This is a genomic window from Ancylomarina sp. 16SWW S1-10-2, from assembly GCF_009669305.1.
Taxonomy (GTDB): domain Bacteria; phylum Bacteroidota; class Bacteroidia; order Bacteroidales; family Marinifilaceae; genus Ancylomarina.
In genome coordinates this window covers 220,566-239,856 of record NZ_SADB01000006.1, presented here as the reverse complement: position 1 = coordinate 239,856, position 19,291 = coordinate 220,566, and the positions used below count along the sequence as shown (strand labels likewise).

Here is a 19,291-nt window from a genome sequence, read left to right as displayed (position 1 = left end):
TCATTTGGGTAAGCATTTTGCTAGTTTTCTTCGCGGTCTTGATTGGATATAGACTTGGTGTAAAAAAGAAAAAACTCAGGTCCCCACCTGAGTTTTATAACTAACCTAAATCTAACCTATGAAAAACACTGAACTATTGGAGTAGTTCAGCTCTATCTATGAAAAAATAGTTTTTTGTTTTTACACTACAAACATAGCTGATTGTTTAGTTAAGCCGAGTGAATACAAGTTAAAGAAGATTAAGAAATCATTTGGGTAAGCATTTTTCTAGTTTTCTTCGCGGTCTTGATTGGATATAGACTTGGTGTAAAAAAGAAAAAACTCAGGTCCCCACCTGAGTTTTCTAACTAACCTAAATCTAACCTATGAAAAACACTGAACTATTGGAGTAGCTCAGTTCTATTTATGAAAAAAACATCTTTTGTTTCTACACTACAAACATAGCTGATTGTTTCGTTAAGCCTAGTGAATACAAGTTAAAGAAGATTAAGAAATCATTTGGATAAAAATTTTGCTGGTTTTGTGAATGGGTTTGAATGGAGCAKGACTTGGTGTAAAAAAGAAAAAACTCAGGTCCCCACCTGAGTTTTCTAACTAACCTAAATCTAACCTATGAAAACACTGAACTATTGGAGTAGCTCAGTTCTATTTATGAAAAAATAGTTTTTTGTTTCTACACTACAAACATAGGTGTTTCTTTAGTTAAGCCGAGTGAATACAAGTTAAAGAAGATTAAGAAATCATTCGGATAAGAATTTTGTTGGTTTTGTGAGTGGTCTTGATGGGCGACAGACTTGGTGTAAAAAAGAAAAAACTCAGGTCCCCACCTGAGTTTTCTAACTAACCTAAATCTAACCTATGAAAAACACTGAACTATTGGAGTAGCTCAGTTCTATTTATGAAAAAAATATCTTTTGTTTCTACACTACAAACATAGCTGATTGTTTAGTTAAGCCGAGTGAACACACGTTAAAGAAGATTAAGAATTCATTTGGGTAAGCATTTTGCTAGTTTTCTTCGCGGTCTTGATTGGATATAGACTTGGTGTAAAAAAGAAAAAACTCAGGTCCCCACCTGAGTTTTCTAACGAACCTAAATCTAACCTATGAAAAAATACTGAACTATTGGAGTAGCTCAGCACTACTTTATGAAAAAAATGTTTTATTGTTTCTACACTACAAACATAGCTGATTGTTTAGTTAAGCCGAGTGAATACAAGTTAAAGAATATTAAGAGTTCCTTTGAGTAAGTTTTTTGCTGGTTTTGTAAGTGGTCTTGATTGTCGACAGACTTGGTGTAAAAAAGAAAAAACTCAAGTCCCCACCTGAGTTTTATAACTAACCTAAATCTAACCTATGAAAAACACTGAACTATTGGAGTAGCTCAGTTCTATTTATGAAAAAAATATCTTTTGTTTCTACACTACAAACATAGCTGATTGTTTAGTTAAGCCCAGTGAATACAAGTTAAAGAAGCTTAAGAATTCATTGTAGGAAATATTTAAATGGTTTTATTGATGTTTCTGAATCAAGAAGGACTTGGTGTAAAAAAGAAAAACTCAGGTTCCCACCTGAGTTTTATAACTAACCTAAATCTAACCTATGAAAAACACTGAACTATTGGAGTAGCTCAGTTCTATTTATGAAAAAAATATCTTTTGTTTCTACACTACAAACATAGCTGATTGTTTCGTTAAGCCGAGTGAACACACGTTAAAGAAGATTAAGAATTCATTTGAGTAAGTGTTTTGCTAGTTTTCTTCGCGGTCTTGATTGGATATAGACTTGGTGTAAAAAAGAAAAAACTCAGGTCCCCACCTGAGTTTTATAACTAACCTAAATCTAACCTATGAAAAAATACTGAACTATTGGAGTAGCTCAGCACTACTTTATGAAAAAAATGTTTTATTGTTTCTACCCTACAAACATAGCTGATTGTTCAGTTAAGCCGAGTGAATACAAGTTAAAGAAGCTTAAGAATTCATTCGAATAAGAATTTTGATTGTTTTGTGAGTGGTCTTGATTGGCGACAGACTTGATGTAAAAAAGAAAAACTCAGGTCCCCACCTGAGTTTTATAATTAACCTAAATCTAACCTATGAAAAATTACTGAACTTTTGGAGTAGCTCAGTTCTATTTATGAAAAAATAGTTTTATTTCTACATTACAAATATAGCTCTTTGCTGTGTTAATCAGAGTGAATACAAGTTAAAGAAAGTTAAGCTATAGTTTTTTAGGAATATGGAAAAAGTATTGGGCAATTTATAAAATAAAAAAACCTTCGATTCTAATGAATCGAAGGTTTAAATTTTGGCGGTCTGGACGAGACTCGAACTCGCGACCCCATGCGTGACAGGCATGTATTCTAACCAACTGAACTACCAAACCAAAATGTAATTTGTTTTTTTACTGAGTCAAATYAAAACTCATCTTTTGGCGGTCTGGACGAGACTCGAACTCGCGACCCCATGCGTGACAGGCATGTATTCTAACCAACTGAACTACCAAACCAAAATGTAATTTGTTTTTTTTACTGAGTCAAATYAAAACTCATCTTTTGGCGGTCTGGACGAGACTCGAACTCGCGACCCCATGCGTGACAGGCATGTATTCTAACCAACTGAACTACCAAACCAAAATTACAACAGAAGCATTTTATATCTGACTCTTTAGTCTGATTTTTTCCTGATTGCGATGCAAAGATAGCGCAACTTTTTTCACTTGCAATAGGGCTCTTGTTTTTTTTCTGATAAAAAATTAAAGAAAGCTTCTAAAATTACGGTTTTGAGCATGTTACGAATACTCAAAAAATGTGTATTTTTTAAAATTAATTTTTTAACCTAAAGAAGCTGAAATTAACACTTCCATAGCTTCTCGTTTCTTGAAATAATGGATGCTGTGAAAAATCATTTCTAGATGAATGCTCTACAATGACGATACCATTCTCATTTAGAATGTTTTGTTTAAAAATTGCATCAGGAATTGTATCAATTGTATCTAAGTCATAAGGAGGATCCGCAAAAATAAGATCAAATGTTTTCTTACATCCTTTTAGATATTTAAAAATGTCAGCTCGCAATGCATGAATTTGAGTAAACCCAAGTTCTTTAATTGTCTTTTTAATGAACGCACAGTGTTTAAAATTTAATTCAATGCAAATAACTTGTTCTGCACCTCTAGAGGCAAACTCGTAGCTAATACTACCTGTTCCTCCAAATAGGTCAAGAACATTTAAATCCTCAAAATTTATTGTGTTATTAAGAACATTAAATAGGTTTTCTTTAGCAAAATCGGTTGTAGGACGTGCTTTAAAATTCTTATCAGGACTTATTCTTCTACTTTTATGGGTTCCACTAATTATTCGCACAGATTTGGATTTAAAAGTTTTGTAAATTGATTATAAACAGAATTTGAAACGTTATTTTTTGAAATTGAATTACTAGGAATAGTATCTATTCTTACATCTTTAATGTATCGTTTCAATGTTTGGAATGCTTTGCTTGCTTCATCTATTTTTCCTGAAATATGAAGTTGACTATATTCTGTATTTAGTTTCTGTTGTTTATAAATATTAAGAATAAAATACACCATATCAGTTTCATCCTTAAAGGAAAAATTGTTGCTAAAGTATTTTTGTCCACTGTTTGGAATAAATGCATCAAAGAAGTTGTTGTACACTTCAATGAATACTATAGGGTGTTTACTTTCAGTATTCTGACTCAAGACGCTTTGGTAGAAACTTAAAGTTTGATGAGAAATTTCTGATCCTGGGAATTGAGATTTTATAAAAGAGGGTATGTCCGAAGGTAATGCAAATACAATATAAGCATTAAGTTGTGTGCTTATATTCCAATGTATTATTTCTGATTTTAAGAGCGGATGACACAGTTGGAAACTGTCTTTAGCTATGTTTTCTGAAAAAAGTTCAGAAGGTATAAGACATGCTTTCTTTGTTAACCAAATAACAGAAACGTGTTTGTATGTCAGGTTAAGATAATCGCAGTTTCGTATGTTATCTTTTAGTACATCAATAGAACTGTCTTCAGAGTCTGAATTAAGTTTTTTTGATTGGAAAAGTACTAAGCACTTATTATTTGAGCTGAGGATAGAAAAAGAAAATCCATCCAGACAGAGCTGGATGGATAGTTTATATCTTGACGTATTATCCTTTTCAAATGTTGAATCAATAAATAATAATTCGTCCATAATGTATTTTTAAGGATTATTCCCAGTTTCCGCCACCGTTGTTAGCTTCTTCAAGAGAACCAACTTTTAGTCCAGGGTATTTGTTTATACGTAGACGGTTCCCGTTTTCTTCTTTTAACTCGTCTAAATATTCATCACGCAAATCAGCAAAAATTGCCATGTTTGAAACCTTAGCTTCGAAAACCTGAACTGTTACGTTAGAACCAGTAACAATAATGCCTGCTGCTAATGTGAATTCACTTTGCTCCTTAGTTGTAGGAACATATCTTAGGCTTTCAATATCGTAGTTTGCGTTAAAAGTTGTAGTAAGAGCAGATACCATTACCGTGTCACGAGTAATAAAACCTTTTTTTACGGCTTCTTTTTCAGTCATACCAGCTTCAATTTGCTCATCAGATAATGAACCAATTGATTTAACCATAGGCATTGAATCTGTCTTAATAAATGAAATTAAAGTATCAAAACTGCCAGTGTATTTATTATTTACATCTTTATAAGCATTCTCAGCTTTACGGATATCTTTTAATTGGTTAATAATTTTTGCATAACGTTCTGTTTTAATTTTACCAAATTCAATTGGTTTCATTATACTTTGGTAAGCTAAATATCCAAACGCAACAATTGCAAAAGCAAGTAAAATTTGAAAAACTGATTTTAATTTCATAATTTATAATTTGTGTTAATTTTAGTTATACCGTGATTGCATTTGAATAACATCAATAAATGCATATTCTTATGCTCGCATCATCTAAATTGTTTATTAGTTTGTGTAGGTTTGTTTGCAAATTTAAAAAAAAAATCTGTTTGGTTATTTTAATAACCATAAATTTTAAGTGAAAATGTTAAAAAAACACATAAGCCTAAGTATTTGTAATAAATTAAAGTTTGAACCAACTAATGATCAGGGAATTGCAATTGATGAGTTGTCTGCTTTTTTAACGGGCAGTAAGAATGATAGTATTTTTTTGTTGAAAGGGTATGCGGGAACTGGTAAAACAACTTTAATAAGTGCTCTGGTTGCTAGTCTTACCGAAATGGAAATAAAAACAGTTCTTTTAGCTCCAACTGGTCGTGCAGCAAAGGTTCTCTCTTATTATTGTAAGCAGAGTGCTTATACAATCCATAAAAAGATATATCGTCAAAAAGCATTAACTGACGGCTTTGGGGTATTTAATCTAGATAGAAACCTTTTGCGTGATACCATATTTCTGGTTGATGAAGCATCTATGATTTCTAACTATTCTCATGAAACATCGTCTTTCGGATCGGGTTGTTTGTTAGACGATCTTGTTGATTATGTTTCCGCTGGTATAAATTGTCGATTAATTTTAGTTGGTGATGTTGCACAGTTGCCTCCAATTGGTATTGATATTAGTCCTGCTTTAGATCCTAAAGAATTGGAATCGTGTTATAACTTTTCTGTTAAAGAAGTTATTTTAACCCAAGTCGTTCGTCAGTCTGAAGAGTCGGGTATATTAAAGAATGCAACAGAACTTCGGCGCATGCTTGATGAAGGGGAAAGTGGTTATCCTCAATTCGAAACTAAAAATTTCCCAGATATTGTTCGTCTCAGTGGGGCTGATTTAATTGATGAAATTTCTTCTGCTCACTATAAGTATGGCTTGGAAGAGACAATGGTACTCAGTCGCTCAAATAAACGTGCAAACCAATACAATCAAGGAATTCGAAATAGTATATTGTATAGAGAGGACGAAATTACAGTTGGTGACTATTTAATGGTTGTGAAAAATAATTATTTTTGGACTGCCGATGTAAAGGAAATAGATTTTATTGCAAATGGTGACATTGTTGAAATTGTAAGGATAGGTAAGCATGTAGAGCTTTATGGTTACAGATATGTTGAGGTTAGCCTTCGTTTCCCAGACTATAAAGATCTTGAGTTAGATACAATGATAATGCTCGATACATTAACCATTGAGACCGCCTCTTTAAATTATGAAGAAAATAAGAAACTTTTCTTTAAAATTAACGAAGATTATGCTGATATACGTTCAAAAAAGAAGCGATACGAGAAGGTACGTGATAATAAATTCTTTAATGCCTTGCAAGTAAAATTTGCTTATGCAATAACTTGTCATAAAGCGCAAGGAGGGCAGTGGAGCGCTGTTTTTGTCGATCAGGGATATATTACAGAGGATATGCTTAATCGAGAGTTTTACCGCTGGCTTTATACGGCATTAACGCGTGCTACCAAGAAATTGTATTTGGTTAATTTTAAAAAGGATTTCTTCCCCAATGAAGAGCTAGATTTATAGCTCAATTCCTATCATTAGGATATCATCTGTTTGTTCGTTGTTTGTTTTCCATTCATCTAGCCAATTAAATAAATCGGATTTTTGAAGATCTATAGACTTAGTTTGTATATTGATTAGTTTGTCGTAGAATTCTTTTTTCTTTAAACGTTTGGTTTGGCTACCACCCAATTGGTCGGTAATTCCATCCGAATATATAAATAGTCTGTCTTGTGGGGCAGAGGTGATTGTTTTTGTTTGAAATTCAGAAAATTCACTTTCTTTTCCTATCGAAAGTCTATCTCCAGGTATTTCGAAAAGAGAAAAATTGTCGTTCGTAAGTTTTGGCTCAATAAGTTCTTGATCAACTTCTAATTTGCCTAAACCCGAGCGAATAAGTATAAGGGGACGTCTTGCTCCAACGTATTCTATCTTGTTTTCTTGTGATACGATTGAAATAAAACCTCCATCCATACCATCGTACTGAGTATAGGTGTCATTTGAAGTATTTAATAGACTACTGAATTTTTGACTTAATTTTGGGAAAATTTGTCCAGTTTGAATTTGACTCCCATTATCAAAAATGGTATGTAGTTCCATTTGTCCCATCATGGTTAACATTGCAGCAGGAACACCGTGTCCTGTGCAATCGAAAAGACCAATGTTTTTTTGTTGGAAATTTTGATTTATGCAGTAAAAATCACCGCTAACAATGTGTTTCGGGAAATTGATAATAAAAGACTTAGGAAACATGTGTTTAAAATGCTCCGTATCAGGTAATATCGAACGTTGAATTCTTTGAGCATGAATCATTCCTTGGTGGATATCAAAATAGGATTTATATTTTGATATTTCTTGCTTTTGCTTATTGATTTGGAATGCAATCATTATTTTTGATTGCAATTCCGTAAAATCAATAGGCTTTTTCACGTAATCAAGAGCCCCTTTAGAGAGAGCAATCTTTATGGTTTCTACCTCAGTTTTGGCCGTTACCATAATTACAGGAATATCCCTTAAGCGTTCATTTGCCTGTAGTTTTTCGAGTACATCTATTCCATCCATTATTGGCATCATCACATCAAGAAGAATCACCTCTGGAAGTTCTGTTTCGAGCCAAGTTAATGCTTCTTGTCCACTGGTTTTAGATATAACATTGTAATCTTTTCGAAAATAGACCTCAATTAATTTATTATTAATTGGAGAGTCGTCTATAGACAGTATGATACGTTTATTATCCATGCAAAAAATGTTTGGTCGGTTTTATTAAACTGAATAAATTAAAATTAATTTAATTTTAATGAATGAATAATTTCGTTAATCTTTTTATCAGCAAGTGCTTCTGCTTTATAATATTCTTCTATTTGATCTAGCTTCTCTCGAACTTCGAAGTAGAACTTAATCTTAGGTTCAGTTCCTGAAGGACGAACCGAAATTTTTGATCCATCTTCTAAGAAAAATTGTAAAACATCAGCTGTCGTTGGAAAATCAAGATCAGTTTCTTCCCCAGTTAAAGGGTTTGTTGCTTTTCTAATTGTGTAATCTTTAACCAATACAATAGGCGAATTATTAATTATTTTAGGACGATTAAAACGGAAGTTATGCATCATATCTTCAATTTCTTTAGCACCGCTAAGTCCTTCTCTTACAATATAAATCATTTTTTCTCTAGAAAAACCATATTCGACATATATTTCTTTTAAAATGTCAAATAGATTTTTGCCTTGATCTTTAGCCCAAGCTGCAATTTCGGCCATTATACTACACGATGAAACAGCATCTTTGTCGCGTGTAAAGTCTCCAGGCATATAACCAAAAGATTCTTCACCTCCGCCAATATAGTTCTTGTCTGGATTTTTGCGAATAACATCAGCAATCCATTTAAAACCAGTATAGGCATCAAAACATTCAACATTGTTTTTGATTGCAACATCTTTAAAAAGCTCAGTTGTTACTATGGTTTTAACAACATAGTCGTTCCCTGTTAACAAGCCAAGTTCTCTTCTTCTCCTTATTAGGTAGTAAGTAAATATTAATGCTGTTTGATTCCCATTAATAATTTCCCATTCTCCATTGTCATTAGTAACAGAAATACCTAATCTGTCACCATCAGGATCACAGGCCATCACTAAGTCTGCATTAACTTCTTTAGCTTTATCTACTGCCATTTTAAGAGCTGCTGGCTCTTCAGGGTTAGCAGACTTTACAGTAGGGAAGTTACCATCAACAATATCTTGCTCTGGAATATGAATGACATTTTCGAAGCCATAATTTTTTAATGAGGCAGGAACTAATCTTACTGTTGTACCATGTATAGGTGTGAATACAATTTTTAAATCTTTCTGATTTTTTATTGATTCAGGAGATAAGCTAAGTGTTTTAACTGTATCTAAATAAAGTTTATCCATTTCGGCACCTAAAACTTCAATTAGATCAGGATTACCTTCAAATTTAATTTGATCAACCGTAACAGCTTTTACTGCATCTATAATGTTCTTGTCATGAGGTGTTACGATTTGTGATCCATCATCCCAATAAGCTTTATAGCCGTTATATTCTTTAGGATTATGTGATGCGGTAATAATAACACCCGATTTACAACCTAGTTGACGAATTGCAAAAGACATTTCAGGAGTTGGTCTTAAATCATCAAAAATATAGGCTTTAATTCCATTTGCAGAGAAAATGTTTGCAACAGTATCAGAATATAATTTGCTGTTATTTCTACAGTCATACCCTATACATATAGAAATGTCTTCGCCAGCAAAGACTTCATTTAAATAATTAGCTAAACCTTGTGTTGCTGTACCAACTGTATATATGTTCATTCGATTGGTACCAGGTCCCATTTTTCCTCTAAGTCCACCAGTACCAAATTCTAAGTCTTTATAAAAGGAATCAATCAATTCAGACTGATCTTCTTTATTCATTAATTCAGAAATTGATTTTTTTGTGTCTTCATCGTAATTGCCGTTAAGCCATTCGTTTGCTCTTGAATTTACGATGTCTTGTATATCTGACTGATTCATGTTATTATTTTTAATAAAATCCTTTATTTGTAGGATCGGATCTAATTTTTTAAAAACTAAAGCTCAAAAATATCTCATTTTTTTGGATTAATCAAAGAGTTTACATGATTAGTGGCGTTATTTTTTAGATATAGCTGTAATTTCACCTAAGAGTCAATCCTGAATGATATTTTATTCTCGTTTATACTATAATTGAGAATAAATAAGCTTGAATTCAAATTTAGTTTAAAAAAATCTTTATTGAGCTAATTATTGCATGAAATTGATGAATAATCATTGATCTTTAGACTTGTAGTTTGAAATATAATGAGTACTTTTGCAGCGATTTAAATAATATAATGTCTAATTTATTAGTAAAACAATTAATTTAGTATGGTTGAAGAAAACAAGAATGCTGCTGTTGAGGCAGAATTTGATTGGGATGCATTTGAGAATGAAGATGCAAGTGTTGCTGTAAATAGAGCAGAATTAGAAGCACAGTACGATAAAACATTATCTACAGTTGCTGAAAAAGAGGTTATCGATGGTCTCGTTATCTCTATGAATAAAAGAGAAGTTGTAATCAATATTGGTTACAAATCTGATGGTATCGTGAGTTTGAATGAATTCCGTTACAATCAAGAATTAACTGTAGGTGATACAGTTGAAGTTTATGTTGAAAGTCAGGAAGATAAAAAAGGACAATTAGTTCTTTCACACAAAAAAGCACGTGCTTTACGTTCTTGGGATCGTGTTAATGCTGCACTTGAAAACAACGAAATTATTAAAGGTTATATCAAGTGTCGTACCAAAGGTGGTATGATCGTTGACGTATTTGGTATTGAAGCTTTCTTACCAGGTTCTCAAATTGATGTTAAACCTATCCGTGACTACGATATTTACGTAGGAAAAACTATGGAATTCAAGGTTGTTAAAATCAATCACGAATTTAAAAATGTTGTTGTATCACACAAAGCTCTTATTGAAGCTGAATTGGAACAACAGAAAAAAGAAATTATTGCTAAACTTGAAAAAGGTCAAGTTCTTGAAGGAACAGTTAAAAACATCACTTCTTATGGTGTATTTATCGACTTAGGTGGTGTTGATGGTTTGATCCATATCACTGACCTTTCATGGGGTAGAGTTTCTCATCCAAGTGAAATCGTTGAATTAGATCAAAAATTAAATGTTGTAATTCTTGATTTCGATGATGATAAAAAACGTATTGCTTTAGGTCTTAAACAACTTACTCCTCATCCATGGGATGCTCTTGACGCTGAAATGAAAGTTGGCGATAGAGTAATGGGTAAAGTTGTAGTTATGGCTGATTACGGTGCTTTCGTTGAAATCGCTGCAGGTGTAGAAGGTCTTATCCACGTTTCTGAAATGTCTTGGTCACAACACTTGAGATCTGCACAAGATTTCATGAAAGTTGGAGATGAAGTAGAAGCTCAGATTATTACTTTAGATCGTGAAGAAAGAAAAATGTCTCTTGGTCTTAAACAATTGAAGCCAGATCCTTGGGAAGGTGTTGAAGCTAAGTATGCTGTAAATTCTAAACATGCTGCTAAGGTTCGTAACTTCACAAACTTCGGTGTATTTGTTGAGATTGAAGAAGGTGTAGATGGTTTGATTCACATTTCTGATCTTTCTTGGACTAAGAAAGTGAAACATCCAGCTGAATTCACTACTATTGGTGCTGAAATCGAAGTTGTTGTTCTAGAAATAGACAAAGACAACAGAAGATTGAGCTTAGGTCATAAGCAATTGGAAGAGAATCCATGGGATGTATTCGAAACAATCTTTGCTACTGACTCAACTCACGAAGGTACTATCGTAGATGTATTCGAAAAAGGTGCTGTTGTTGCTCTTCCTTACGGTGTTGAAGGATTTGCTACTCCACGTCACTTAGTTAAAGAAGATGGATCACAAGCTAAAGTTGATGAGAAACTTACTTTCAAAGTAATTGAATTCTCTAAAGCTGCTAAGCGAATTATCCTTTCTCACTCAAGAACTTTTGAAGATGTTAAGCGTGCTGAAGTTTCTGAAAAGAAAAAATCTGCATCTACTAACATGAAAAAAGGAGTTAAGAAGGTGAAAGATTCATTAGAAAAAACTACCTTAGGTGATATTTCTGCATTGGCTGCTTTAAAATCTCAACTTGAAAAAGGAGAAAAGTAAGCTTTAAATAATCCTTAAAGAGGTTTAGATATGGACTTTAAGATTGACAAAAAAGACGGGTACACTTTAATTCAGGTACTAAACGATAGACTGGATACTCATATTGCTCCTGAGCTTAAATCAAAATTAATTTTGATTTTCTCAGAAGGAGAGAAGAATATTCTTTTAAATTTAGATACTTGTACTTATTGTGATTCATCTGGCTTAAGTGCCATTCTTGTAGCCAACAGGTTATGTAAGAATGCCGATGGAACATTTGTTCTTTATGGTTTACAACCTTCAGTTGAAAAACTGATTATTATTTCGCAATTGGATACAGTGCTTAACGTTTCTGACGATTTTAGCGTAGCTGAATCCATAGTGAAAAATGGGATTGAGAATTAATATTGATCGTAAGTGAAATTTGAATTAACAATCCTAGGTAGTAATTCTGCATTACCAACCTCAAAAAGATTCCCAACCGCTCAAGTGCTCAATGTACTTGAGCGGTTTTTTTTAATTGATTGTGGTGAAGGAACACAAATTCAGTTAAAGAAGTTTCGAGTACCTATGGCTCGAATTAATCATATCTTTATATCCCATTTGCATGGCGATCATTTCTTTGGTCTAATAGGTCTCATTTCAAGTTTTTCATTGCAAGGAAGAACGAATGATTTGCACATATATGCACATTCTAAGCTTGAAAAAATCATTCGATTCCAACTGGAAATATTAGAATCGCAATTGCGTTATAAGTTGATTTTTCATTATATATATGGAAAAGAAATTCAAACTCTTTTTGAAGATGATGCGCTTACTGTACAATCATTTCCGTTAAGACATGGTGCGATTCCTTGTGCTGGGTTTTTGTTTAAAGAGAAGGAACGCCCAAGACATCTTAAAAAGGATATGTTGGATTTTTATAAGATACCAATTAAACTTAGGCATGGTATTAAAATGGGAGCCGATTATTTGACTGATGAGGGAGAACTCATTTCTAATTCTAAATTAACCAATGAAGCATCTCGTCCGCGGTCTTATGCTTTTTGCACCGATACCGTCTATCTTCCACGAATTGTTCCTATTATTAATAAGGTAGATTTGCTTTATCATGAAGCAACTTTCTTGAAAAATGATAAACAAAGAGCTAAGTCAACTTATCATTCTACAACAGAGCAAGCTGCAAAAATTGCCTGTGAAGCGAAGGTTGGAAAGTTACTTATTGGTCATTTTTCTGCTCGATTCCATGATTTAACAGATCATCTAAAGGAAGCAAAAGAAGTCTTTTCTAATTCTGCATTGGCTGAAGATGGTTCTGTTTTCGAAATTCCTCTCAAATCTAATAAATAAAGCGTGTTTGTTTAAAAGCACTTGCTTAACACCTATGTCCTATTGCTTTTTTGTTACCTTTAGGTTCTTGATAAAATCTAAAGTTAACTTTTTAATAATTGAGTTTGTATTCTAATACTAAGCAGAAATGTTTATGTTTAGGATGTGGATTCACAGATTTAAGGACAATATGAAAAGAATTTTATTATCAGCCGTTGCAGTAACAGTTTGTGTCTCGGCTTTTGCTCAGCAAAAAAAAGACAAATCAACTTTTAAGGAGTATGAGCCAGGTTACTACCAAAACTCTATTCTTAAGGATATTAGAAATGTTGATGCAAAATTGGAAAAAAAGGACGTTGATAAGCGTTTCTTTATGGATCAATCTTCATATGATCTTCCTAATGATATTAGCCTTTACAAAGATAATACACAATGGGCTTTACCAACAGTATCACAAGGTAATGGGGGAACTTGTTGGTGTTTTTCAACAACATCATTTTATGAGTCAGAAGTTTATCGTCTTCATAAAAAGAAAGTTGATATTTCTGAGATCTACACTGTATATTGGGAATATGTTGAAAAAGCTCGTCGTTTTATAAAAGAAAGAGGCGATTCTGAGTTTAGCGAAGGTTCTGAAGGAAATTCAGTTGCTCGTATGTGGAAAAAATATGGTGTTGTTCCTCAATCGGAATATACAGGATTAAAAGATGGTCGTAAGTTTCATACACATGCAAAAATGTATAATGAAATGTTGACTTATTTGAAATTCTTAAAGAAAAGCAATGCTTGGAACGAGAAAGAGGCTATTGCAACTATTGAGTCTATCATGAATCATTATATTGGGGTACCTCCAACTAAGTTTACTGTTGAAGGAAAAGAGTATACACCTCAAACTTATTTGAAAGATTATTTGCAGTTAAATCCTGATGATTATATTGAATTATTGTCATATAAGCAAGAACCTTATTGGGAACAAGTTGAATATAAAGTGCCTGATAACTGGTGGCATTCTAAAGAGTACTATAATGTACCTCTTGATGTTTACATGGATGCTATTAAATCAGCAGTTCGCGAAGGTTATACGATGAGTATTGGTGGTGATGTTTCTGAAGCAGGTTTCTTACGTACAACAAACTGTGCAATGGTTCCTTCATTCGATATTCCATCTGAGTATATTACCGAAGATGCACGTCAGTTCCGCTTTTCTAATGGATCTACGACAGACGATCATGGTATGCATTTAATTGGTTACTATGTTGATAAGTCTGGTAAAGATTGGTACTTAATTAAAGATTCTAGTTCTGGATCTCGTAATATTGACGAAAAATCTCCAGAATTTGGATACTATTTCTTTCAAGAAGATTACGTTAAGCTTAAGATGATGGGTATTACTATTCATAAAGATGCTGTCAAAAAATTATTGAAGAAATTTAAATAATCAATAATATATAGAATTTGGAGCCCGTTTACATATTTTGTAAACGGGTTTTCTATTTGTATAATTTGTTGAATTCGAATTAAATGAAAAATTGTTATAACAATCGGAAACAATAATTATTTAATGCTAATGAATTGTATATCTTTGTACGCCAAATAGAGAAGCTAAACAACCTCATATATTTTTAAGATTATGCAAGAAAAGATTTTGATTCTTGACTTTGGCTCGCAGTACACACAGCTTATTGCTCGACGTGTTCGCGAATTAAATGTTTATTGCGAAATTCACCCTTATAATCATCCTCCAAAGTTGGACGATAGTATTAAAGGTGTGATCCTTTCGGGAAGTCCATTCTCAGTTCGAGAAGAAAATGCTCCAATTCCAGACTTATCAGAAATTAAAGGCAAATTACCTCTTTTAGGTGTTTGTTACGGTGCTCAGCATTTGGCTCACTGTTTTGGTGGGGAAGTTATGGCATCAAATAAAAGAGAGTATGGTCGTGCCAACTTAACTTCTGTTGATGCTACTAATGCATTGTTGGAAGGTATTAGCATGAATTCTCAAGTATGGATGTCGCATGGTGATACCATTGAGCGCATGCCAGAAAATTATAAAGTAATAGCTAGCACATCTGATGTTGAGAATGCTGCTTTTGCAATTGAAGGCGAAAAATCTTACGGGATACAATTTCACCCAGAAGTATATCATAGTACTGAAGGATCAATTTTGTTGAAGAACTTTATTGTAGGCATTTGTGCTTGCGAACAAAGTTGGACTCCCGATGCATTTGTTGATACAACTGTAGCCGAATTGAAAGAAAAGATTGGCGATGATAGAGTCATTCTTGGCTTATCAGGTGGAGTTGATTCTACTGTAGCTGCCATGTTATTGCATAAAGCAATTGGAAAAAATCTATATTGTATTTTTGTAGATAACGGTTTGTTACGTAAAAATGAGTTTACTGATGTATTGAAGAGATACGAAACATTAGGTTTAAATGTAATTGGAGTTGATGCAGGAGAGAAGTTTATTTCAGCTATGGCTGGTGTGACTGATCCTGAAGGAAAACGTAAGATTATCGGTAATGCATTTGTTGAAGTTTTTGATGAAGAATCACAAAAAATAGAAAATGCAAAATGGTTAGGTCAAGGAACTATTTATCCAGATGTTATTGAATCTGTATCAGTAACTGGAGGTCCTTCACAAACTATTAAATCTCATCATAATGTTGGCGGATTGCCAGATTATATGAAACTGAAAGTGGTTGAACCATTGAAGTTGCTATTTAAAGATGAAGTTCGTCGAGTAGGACGTAGCATGGGACTAGAAGAGAAGTTTATTGCTCGTCATCCTTTCCCAGGACCAGGATTAGGTATTCGAATCTTGGGTGATATTACGCATGAAAAAGTACGTATTCTTCAAGAAGTTGACCATATTTATATCTCAGGTTTGATTGAAGACGGTTTATATGACGAAGTTTGGCAAGCAGGTGCCATGTTATTGCCTGTGCAGTCTGTAGGCGTTATGGGAGACGAAAGAACTTACGAAAGAGTTGTTGCTCTTCGTGCAGTTAGCTCTACCGATGGTATGACGGCTGATTGGTCTCACTTACCTTATGAATTCCTTGCTAAGATTTCAAATAAAATTATCAATGGTGTTAAGGGGGTTAATCGAGTGGTGTACGACATCAGTTCAAAACCACCAGCAACTATTGAGTGGGAATAATATTTCAAGAGTCATCCTTTTAGGATGGCTCTTTTTTTTGATATGTAAATATTAAGAAATGTTATTTTTATCTAAAACGCCTTATATTTCAGTAGCTAGCGTAAGTGATGTTTATTAAAATATTGTATCTTTCGTTTTACTATTTAATAAAGTCTAAACAAATCAAATATCATATGAGATTATTGAATTCTACTATGAGTAAATCAGTGCTTACTTTTTTGCTTTTTACCTTTATTGGGTTTTCACAAATTCATGCACAAGAGCTTCGAGATCAAACCATAAAATATCAGAATCTAATTGCTCTTGTTGATGCTTTTTATGTGGATAGTGTGAGTATTGAAAAACTGACTGAGGATGCTATTATTAAGGTACTTGCCGAGCTAGATCCACATTCAGTTTATATAAGTAAGGACGAAGTGAAAGCCATGAACGAACCCTTACAAGGGAGTTTTAGTGGTGTTGGTATTCAATTCAATATCTTAAGAGATACGTTGATGGTTGTAGCTACCATACCTGGTGGACCGTCAGAGAAAGCTGGTTTAAGAGCAAGTGATAGAATTATTAAAATTGATGGCGAGAGTTGTGCTGGAGTTGGTATGAAAAACCCTGATGTGTTTAAGAAACTTCGTGGCGATAAGGGCACAAAGGTTAATCTAGAGATACAGAGAAAAGGTGAAAGTGAGTTGCTTGATTTTCTAATTGTTAGAGATGATATTCCAATTTATAGTCTTGATGCTTCTTACATGATTAATAAGAGCGTAGGTTATATAAAACTAAATAGGTTTGCTGCAAAAACGGCTGATGAGTTTATAGAAGCTCTTATTAAGCTTAAGGGGCAAAATATGCAAGATTTGATTTTGGACCTTAGAGGTAATGGAGGTGGTTATATGACTGCTGCCATAAAAATTGTTGATCAGTTATTCAATAAAGATCAATTAATTGTCTTTACTGAAGGATTAAAGTCAATGCGTCACGAGAATGTTTCAACAGATAGAGGTATTTTTAAAGAAGGACGATTAGTTGTGCTAATAGATGAAGGATCTGCTTCTGCATCAGAAATCGTATCTGGCGCTATTCAGGATTGGGATAGAGGTTTGATTGTTGGCCGTCGTTCTTTCGGGAAGGGTCTTGTTCAACGTCAATTTCCATTGTCTGATGGATCGATGATTCGATTAACTACGGCTCATTATCATACACCAACGGGTCGTTTTATTCAAAAACCTTACGATAATGGCTTATTGGATTATCATATGGATATTATAAATCGATACAAATCTGGAGAAATGGTGAGTCCTGATAGTATTCATTTTCCTGATTCATTGAAATATAAAACCTTACTAAAACAGCGTATTGTATATGGTGGAGGTGGAATTATGCCCGATGTATTTGTACCAATAGATACAACTGCTAATTACAAATACTTTAATCTTTTAGCTCGTAAAAATGTTCTTTATCCTTTTGTTTTAACATATATGGATAGTCATAGAGAAAAGCTAAAAGCGAAATATCCTGATTTTAAATCTTTCAATAAAAATTTCCATGTTACAGAGGAAATGCTAAAAGAGTTGCTTGCCGAAGGAGATAAAGCAGGTGTAGAGCATACCGAAAAAGAATATTTAGCTGTAAAAGAGAACCTTAAAGTTAATATTAAGGCGACTATAGCACGAGATCTTTGGGATGGATCGGAATTTTATCAAGTTTCAAATCAAAAAAATGAGATACTTGAAAAAGCTCTCGAAATACTTGATAAACCTAAGGAATATGAAAAATATTTGAAGTAAATAATTCCTTTAAATGATAAGAGCTGGATTTTTTTCCAGCTTTTTTTGTTTAAAATTACATTTAGATAGCTGATTTTATAAGCTAAAGACTATTTTTGTAGTCGTAAATTAGCGAGGGTCTTTAGTTTATTAAACTAATAGACGAGCGAGCTATTCAAAGGCGTATAATTAATAACAATAGTTTTGAAGACAGAATCGGGTAAGTTTAGAATGATAGCAAAAACCTTTCAAGGTTTAGAGGAGGTATTAGTTCATGAATTGGAAAATTTAGGAGCTGAGGAGATAAAAGTATTAAAGCGTGCCGTAAGCTTTGTCGGAGATAAAGCATTAATGTACAAAACGAATTTTCACTTAAGAACAGCGACTCGTGTTATTAAGCCAATTCACAAGTTTAATGCTATCGATACTGATGAAGTTTATAAAGGTATTCAAGAGATAGACTGGAGTGAATATATATCTTTAAAAGATACTATTTCAATTGATAGTACTATAAGCTCTGAAGATTTTAAACATTCAAAGTTTGTGACTTACCGAGTTAAGGATGCTATCGTTGATCAATTTTACGATAAAACAGGAGAGCGACCATCTGTACGCGTTGTAAATCCTACTTTGAGAATCAATATTCATATCGATAAAAACACATGTACTGTTTCTTTAGATAGTTCAGGAGAATCGTTGCACAAAAGAGGATATAGAGTTGCTGAAACAGCTGCTCCCCTTAATGAAGTAATGGCTGCTGGTATGATTCTTTTGTCAGATTGGGATAAGAAAAGTAACTTTATTGACCCAATGTGTGGTTCGGGAACTTTGTTGATCGAAGCAGCTTTAATAGCATACAATATTCCTGTGGGCTTATATAGAAAAGAACTAGGTTTCCAAAAATGGAGTGATTTTGATCAAGATCTTTGGGATGAAATTTACAACGAAGAGACTGAAATTGATTTTGATGCTAATATTATAGGTTGTGATATATCTGATAAAGCAATGGAAATTGCTGAGGAAAATATTCGTAACGCTGGTTTAAGAAGAAAGATTAAACTAACAGTTATGCCTTTCCAACAATTTATACCACCAACAGAAAAAGGTATTTTAATTACTAACCCTCCATATGGTGAGCGTTTGAAAGTTAAGGATTTAGAAGGTCTTTACTCAATGATTGGTGAAAGATTGAAGCATCAGTTTATGGGATATGATGCATGGATTTTAAGCTATGGAAAAGAATGTTTTGATAGTATTGGATTACGTCCATCAAGAAAAATAACACTTTTTAATGGTCCTTTGGAGTGTAAATTCCAGAAATACTCTATGTTTGCAGGTAGTAAGAAAGATACATATAAAAACAGAAAAGAGTAATAAATATAGGTAATAGGGCCTTTGTTTTTTAGCTATTTTATTA

The 19,291-nt window shown here is 33.3% G+C and carries 13 protein-coding genes and 3 tRNA genes; 8 read left to right on the top strand and 8 right to left on the bottom strand.

The window, feature by feature from the left end; genetic code table 11:
- Positions 1–2,310 precede the first annotated feature (2,310 nt).
- The 6 genes from EMN46_RS07040 to EMN46_RS07015 all read right to left on the bottom strand — a co-directional run bounded on the left by EMN46_RS07040 (position 2,311) and on the right by EMN46_RS07015 (position 4,869).
- Positions 2,311–2,387 (bottom strand) — tRNA-Asp (locus tag EMN46_RS07040).
- A 46-nt stretch (positions 2,388–2,433) separates the two neighbouring features.
- A tRNA-Asp gene (locus EMN46_RS07035) sits at positions 2,434–2,510 on the bottom strand.
- A 47-nt stretch (positions 2,511–2,557) separates the two neighbouring features.
- A tRNA-Asp gene (locus tag EMN46_RS07030) sits at positions 2,558–2,634 on the bottom strand.
- Between the two features lie 192 nt (positions 2,635–2,826).
- Entirely contained in the window at positions 2,827–3,366 is a 540-nt protein-coding gene (locus tag EMN46_RS07025) for an RsmD family RNA methyltransferase (protein WP_368667503.1), read from the bottom strand.
- Positions 3,357–4,205, bottom strand: coding sequence for a DUF3822 family protein (locus EMN46_RS07020; protein ID WP_154200083.1), 849 nt, complete (start codon positions 4,203–4,205; stop codon positions 3,357–3,359). Before EMN46_RS07020 ends, EMN46_RS07025 begins: the two co-directional genes overlap by 10 nt.
- Before the next feature lie 16 nt (positions 4,206–4,221).
- Positions 4,222–4,869, bottom strand: coding sequence for a hypothetical protein (locus EMN46_RS07015; protein ID WP_154200082.1), 648 nt, complete (start codon positions 4,867–4,869; stop codon positions 4,222–4,224).
- A gap of 175 nt (positions 4,870–5,044) precedes the next feature.
- On the opposite strand from EMN46_RS07015, the gene EMN46_RS07010 reads away from it, so the two are divergent.
- A complete protein-coding gene (locus EMN46_RS07010) occupies positions 5,045–6,481 on the top strand; it encodes an ATP-dependent RecD-like DNA helicase (protein WP_154200081.1) in 1,437 nt (478 codons plus the stop codon).
- On the opposite strand, the gene EMN46_RS07005 is transcribed toward EMN46_RS07010, so the two are convergent.
- A complete protein-coding gene (locus EMN46_RS07005) occupies positions 6,476–7,696 on the bottom strand; it encodes a response regulator (RefSeq protein WP_154200080.1) in 1,221 nt (406 codons plus the stop codon). The two genes, EMN46_RS07010 and EMN46_RS07005, sit on opposite strands and share 6 nt — an antisense overlap.
- A 44-nt stretch (positions 7,697–7,740) precedes the next feature.
- Positions 7,741–9,483 (bottom strand): phospho-sugar mutase, encoded by a 1,743-nt coding sequence (locus EMN46_RS07000; RefSeq protein WP_154200079.1) that lies wholly within the window; start codon positions 9,481–9,483, stop codon positions 7,741–7,743.
- A gap of 372 nt (positions 9,484–9,855) precedes the next feature.
- On the opposite strand from EMN46_RS07000, the gene rpsA reads away from it, so the two are divergent.
- The 7 genes from rpsA to EMN46_RS06965 all read left to right on the top strand — a co-directional run bounded on the left by rpsA (position 9,856) and on the right by EMN46_RS06965 (position 19,248).
- Positions 9,856–11,643: a 30S ribosomal protein S1 gene (gene rpsA / locus EMN46_RS06995; RefSeq protein WP_154200078.1), complete on the top strand. Its 1,788-nt coding sequence runs from the start codon at positions 9,856–9,858 to the stop codon at positions 11,641–11,643.
- A gap of 30 nt (positions 11,644–11,673) precedes the next feature.
- Positions 11,674–12,027: an STAS domain-containing protein gene (locus EMN46_RS06990; protein ID WP_154200077.1), complete on the top strand. Its 354-nt coding sequence runs from the start codon at positions 11,674–11,676 to the stop codon at positions 12,025–12,027.
- Between the two features lie 12 nt (positions 12,028–12,039).
- Positions 12,040–12,972 (top strand): ribonuclease Z, encoded by a 933-nt coding sequence (locus tag EMN46_RS06985; protein ID WP_368667502.1) that lies wholly within the window; start codon positions 12,040–12,042, stop codon positions 12,970–12,972.
- A 169-nt stretch (positions 12,973–13,141) separates the two neighbouring features.
- Positions 13,142–14,389: a C1 family peptidase gene (locus tag EMN46_RS06980; protein ID WP_154200076.1), complete on the top strand. Its 1,248-nt coding sequence runs from the start codon at positions 13,142–13,144 to the stop codon at positions 14,387–14,389.
- 192 nt (positions 14,390–14,581) lie between these two features.
- The gene (gene guaA / locus EMN46_RS06975; RefSeq protein ID WP_154200075.1) at positions 14,582–16,114 is read left to right on the top strand and encodes a glutamine-hydrolyzing GMP synthase; all 1,533 of its coding nucleotides are present in this window, start codon (positions 14,582–14,584) and stop codon (positions 16,112–16,114) included.
- A 173-nt stretch (positions 16,115–16,287) separates the two neighbouring features.
- A complete protein-coding gene (locus tag EMN46_RS06970) occupies positions 16,288–17,895 on the top strand; it encodes a S41 family peptidase (RefSeq protein ID WP_229130297.1) in 1,608 nt (535 codons plus the stop codon).
- A gap of 183 nt (positions 17,896–18,078) precedes the next feature.
- Positions 18,079–19,248, top strand: coding sequence for a class I SAM-dependent RNA methyltransferase (locus EMN46_RS06965; protein WP_229130296.1), 1,170 nt, complete (start codon positions 18,079–18,081; stop codon positions 19,246–19,248).
- The last annotated feature ends 43 nt before the right edge of the window (positions 19,249–19,291 follow it).

What these genes read in the sequence shown, in the direction of transcription:
- rpsA (WP_154200078.1), top strand. Translation starts at nt 9,856, where the DNA reads ATGGTTGAAGAAAACAAGAATGCTGCTGTTGAGGCAGAATTTGATTGG.
- EMN46_RS06970 (WP_229130297.1), top strand. Translation starts at nt 16,288, where the DNA reads ATGAGATTATTGAATTCTACTATGAGTAAATCAGTGCTTACTTTTTTG.
- EMN46_RS07020 (WP_154200083.1), bottom strand. Translation starts at nt 4,205, where the DNA reads ATGGACGAATTATTATTTATTGATTCAACATTTGAAAAGGATAATACG.
- EMN46_RS07015 (WP_154200082.1), bottom strand. Translation starts at nt 4,869, where the DNA reads ATGAAATTAAAATCAGTTTTTCAAATTTTACTTGCTTTTGCAATTGTT.
- EMN46_RS06980 (WP_154200076.1), top strand. Translation starts at nt 13,142, where the DNA reads ATGAAAAGAATTTTATTATCAGCCGTTGCAGTAACAGTTTGTGTCTCG.
- guaA (WP_154200075.1), top strand. Translation starts at nt 14,582, where the DNA reads ATGCAAGAAAAGATTTTGATTCTTGACTTTGGCTCGCAGTACACACAG.
- EMN46_RS07005 (WP_154200080.1), bottom strand. Translation starts at nt 7,696, where the DNA reads ATGGATAATAAACGTATCATACTGTCTATAGACGACTCTCCAATTAAT.
- EMN46_RS07000 (WP_154200079.1), bottom strand. Translation starts at nt 9,483, where the DNA reads ATGAATCAGTCAGATATACAAGACATCGTAAATTCAAGAGCAAACGAA.
- EMN46_RS06990 (WP_154200077.1), top strand. Translation starts at nt 11,674, where the DNA reads ATGGACTTTAAGATTGACAAAAAAGACGGGTACACTTTAATTCAGGTA.
- EMN46_RS07010 (WP_154200081.1), top strand. Translation starts at nt 5,045, where the DNA reads ATGTTAAAAAAACACATAAGCCTAAGTATTTGTAATAAATTAAAGTTT.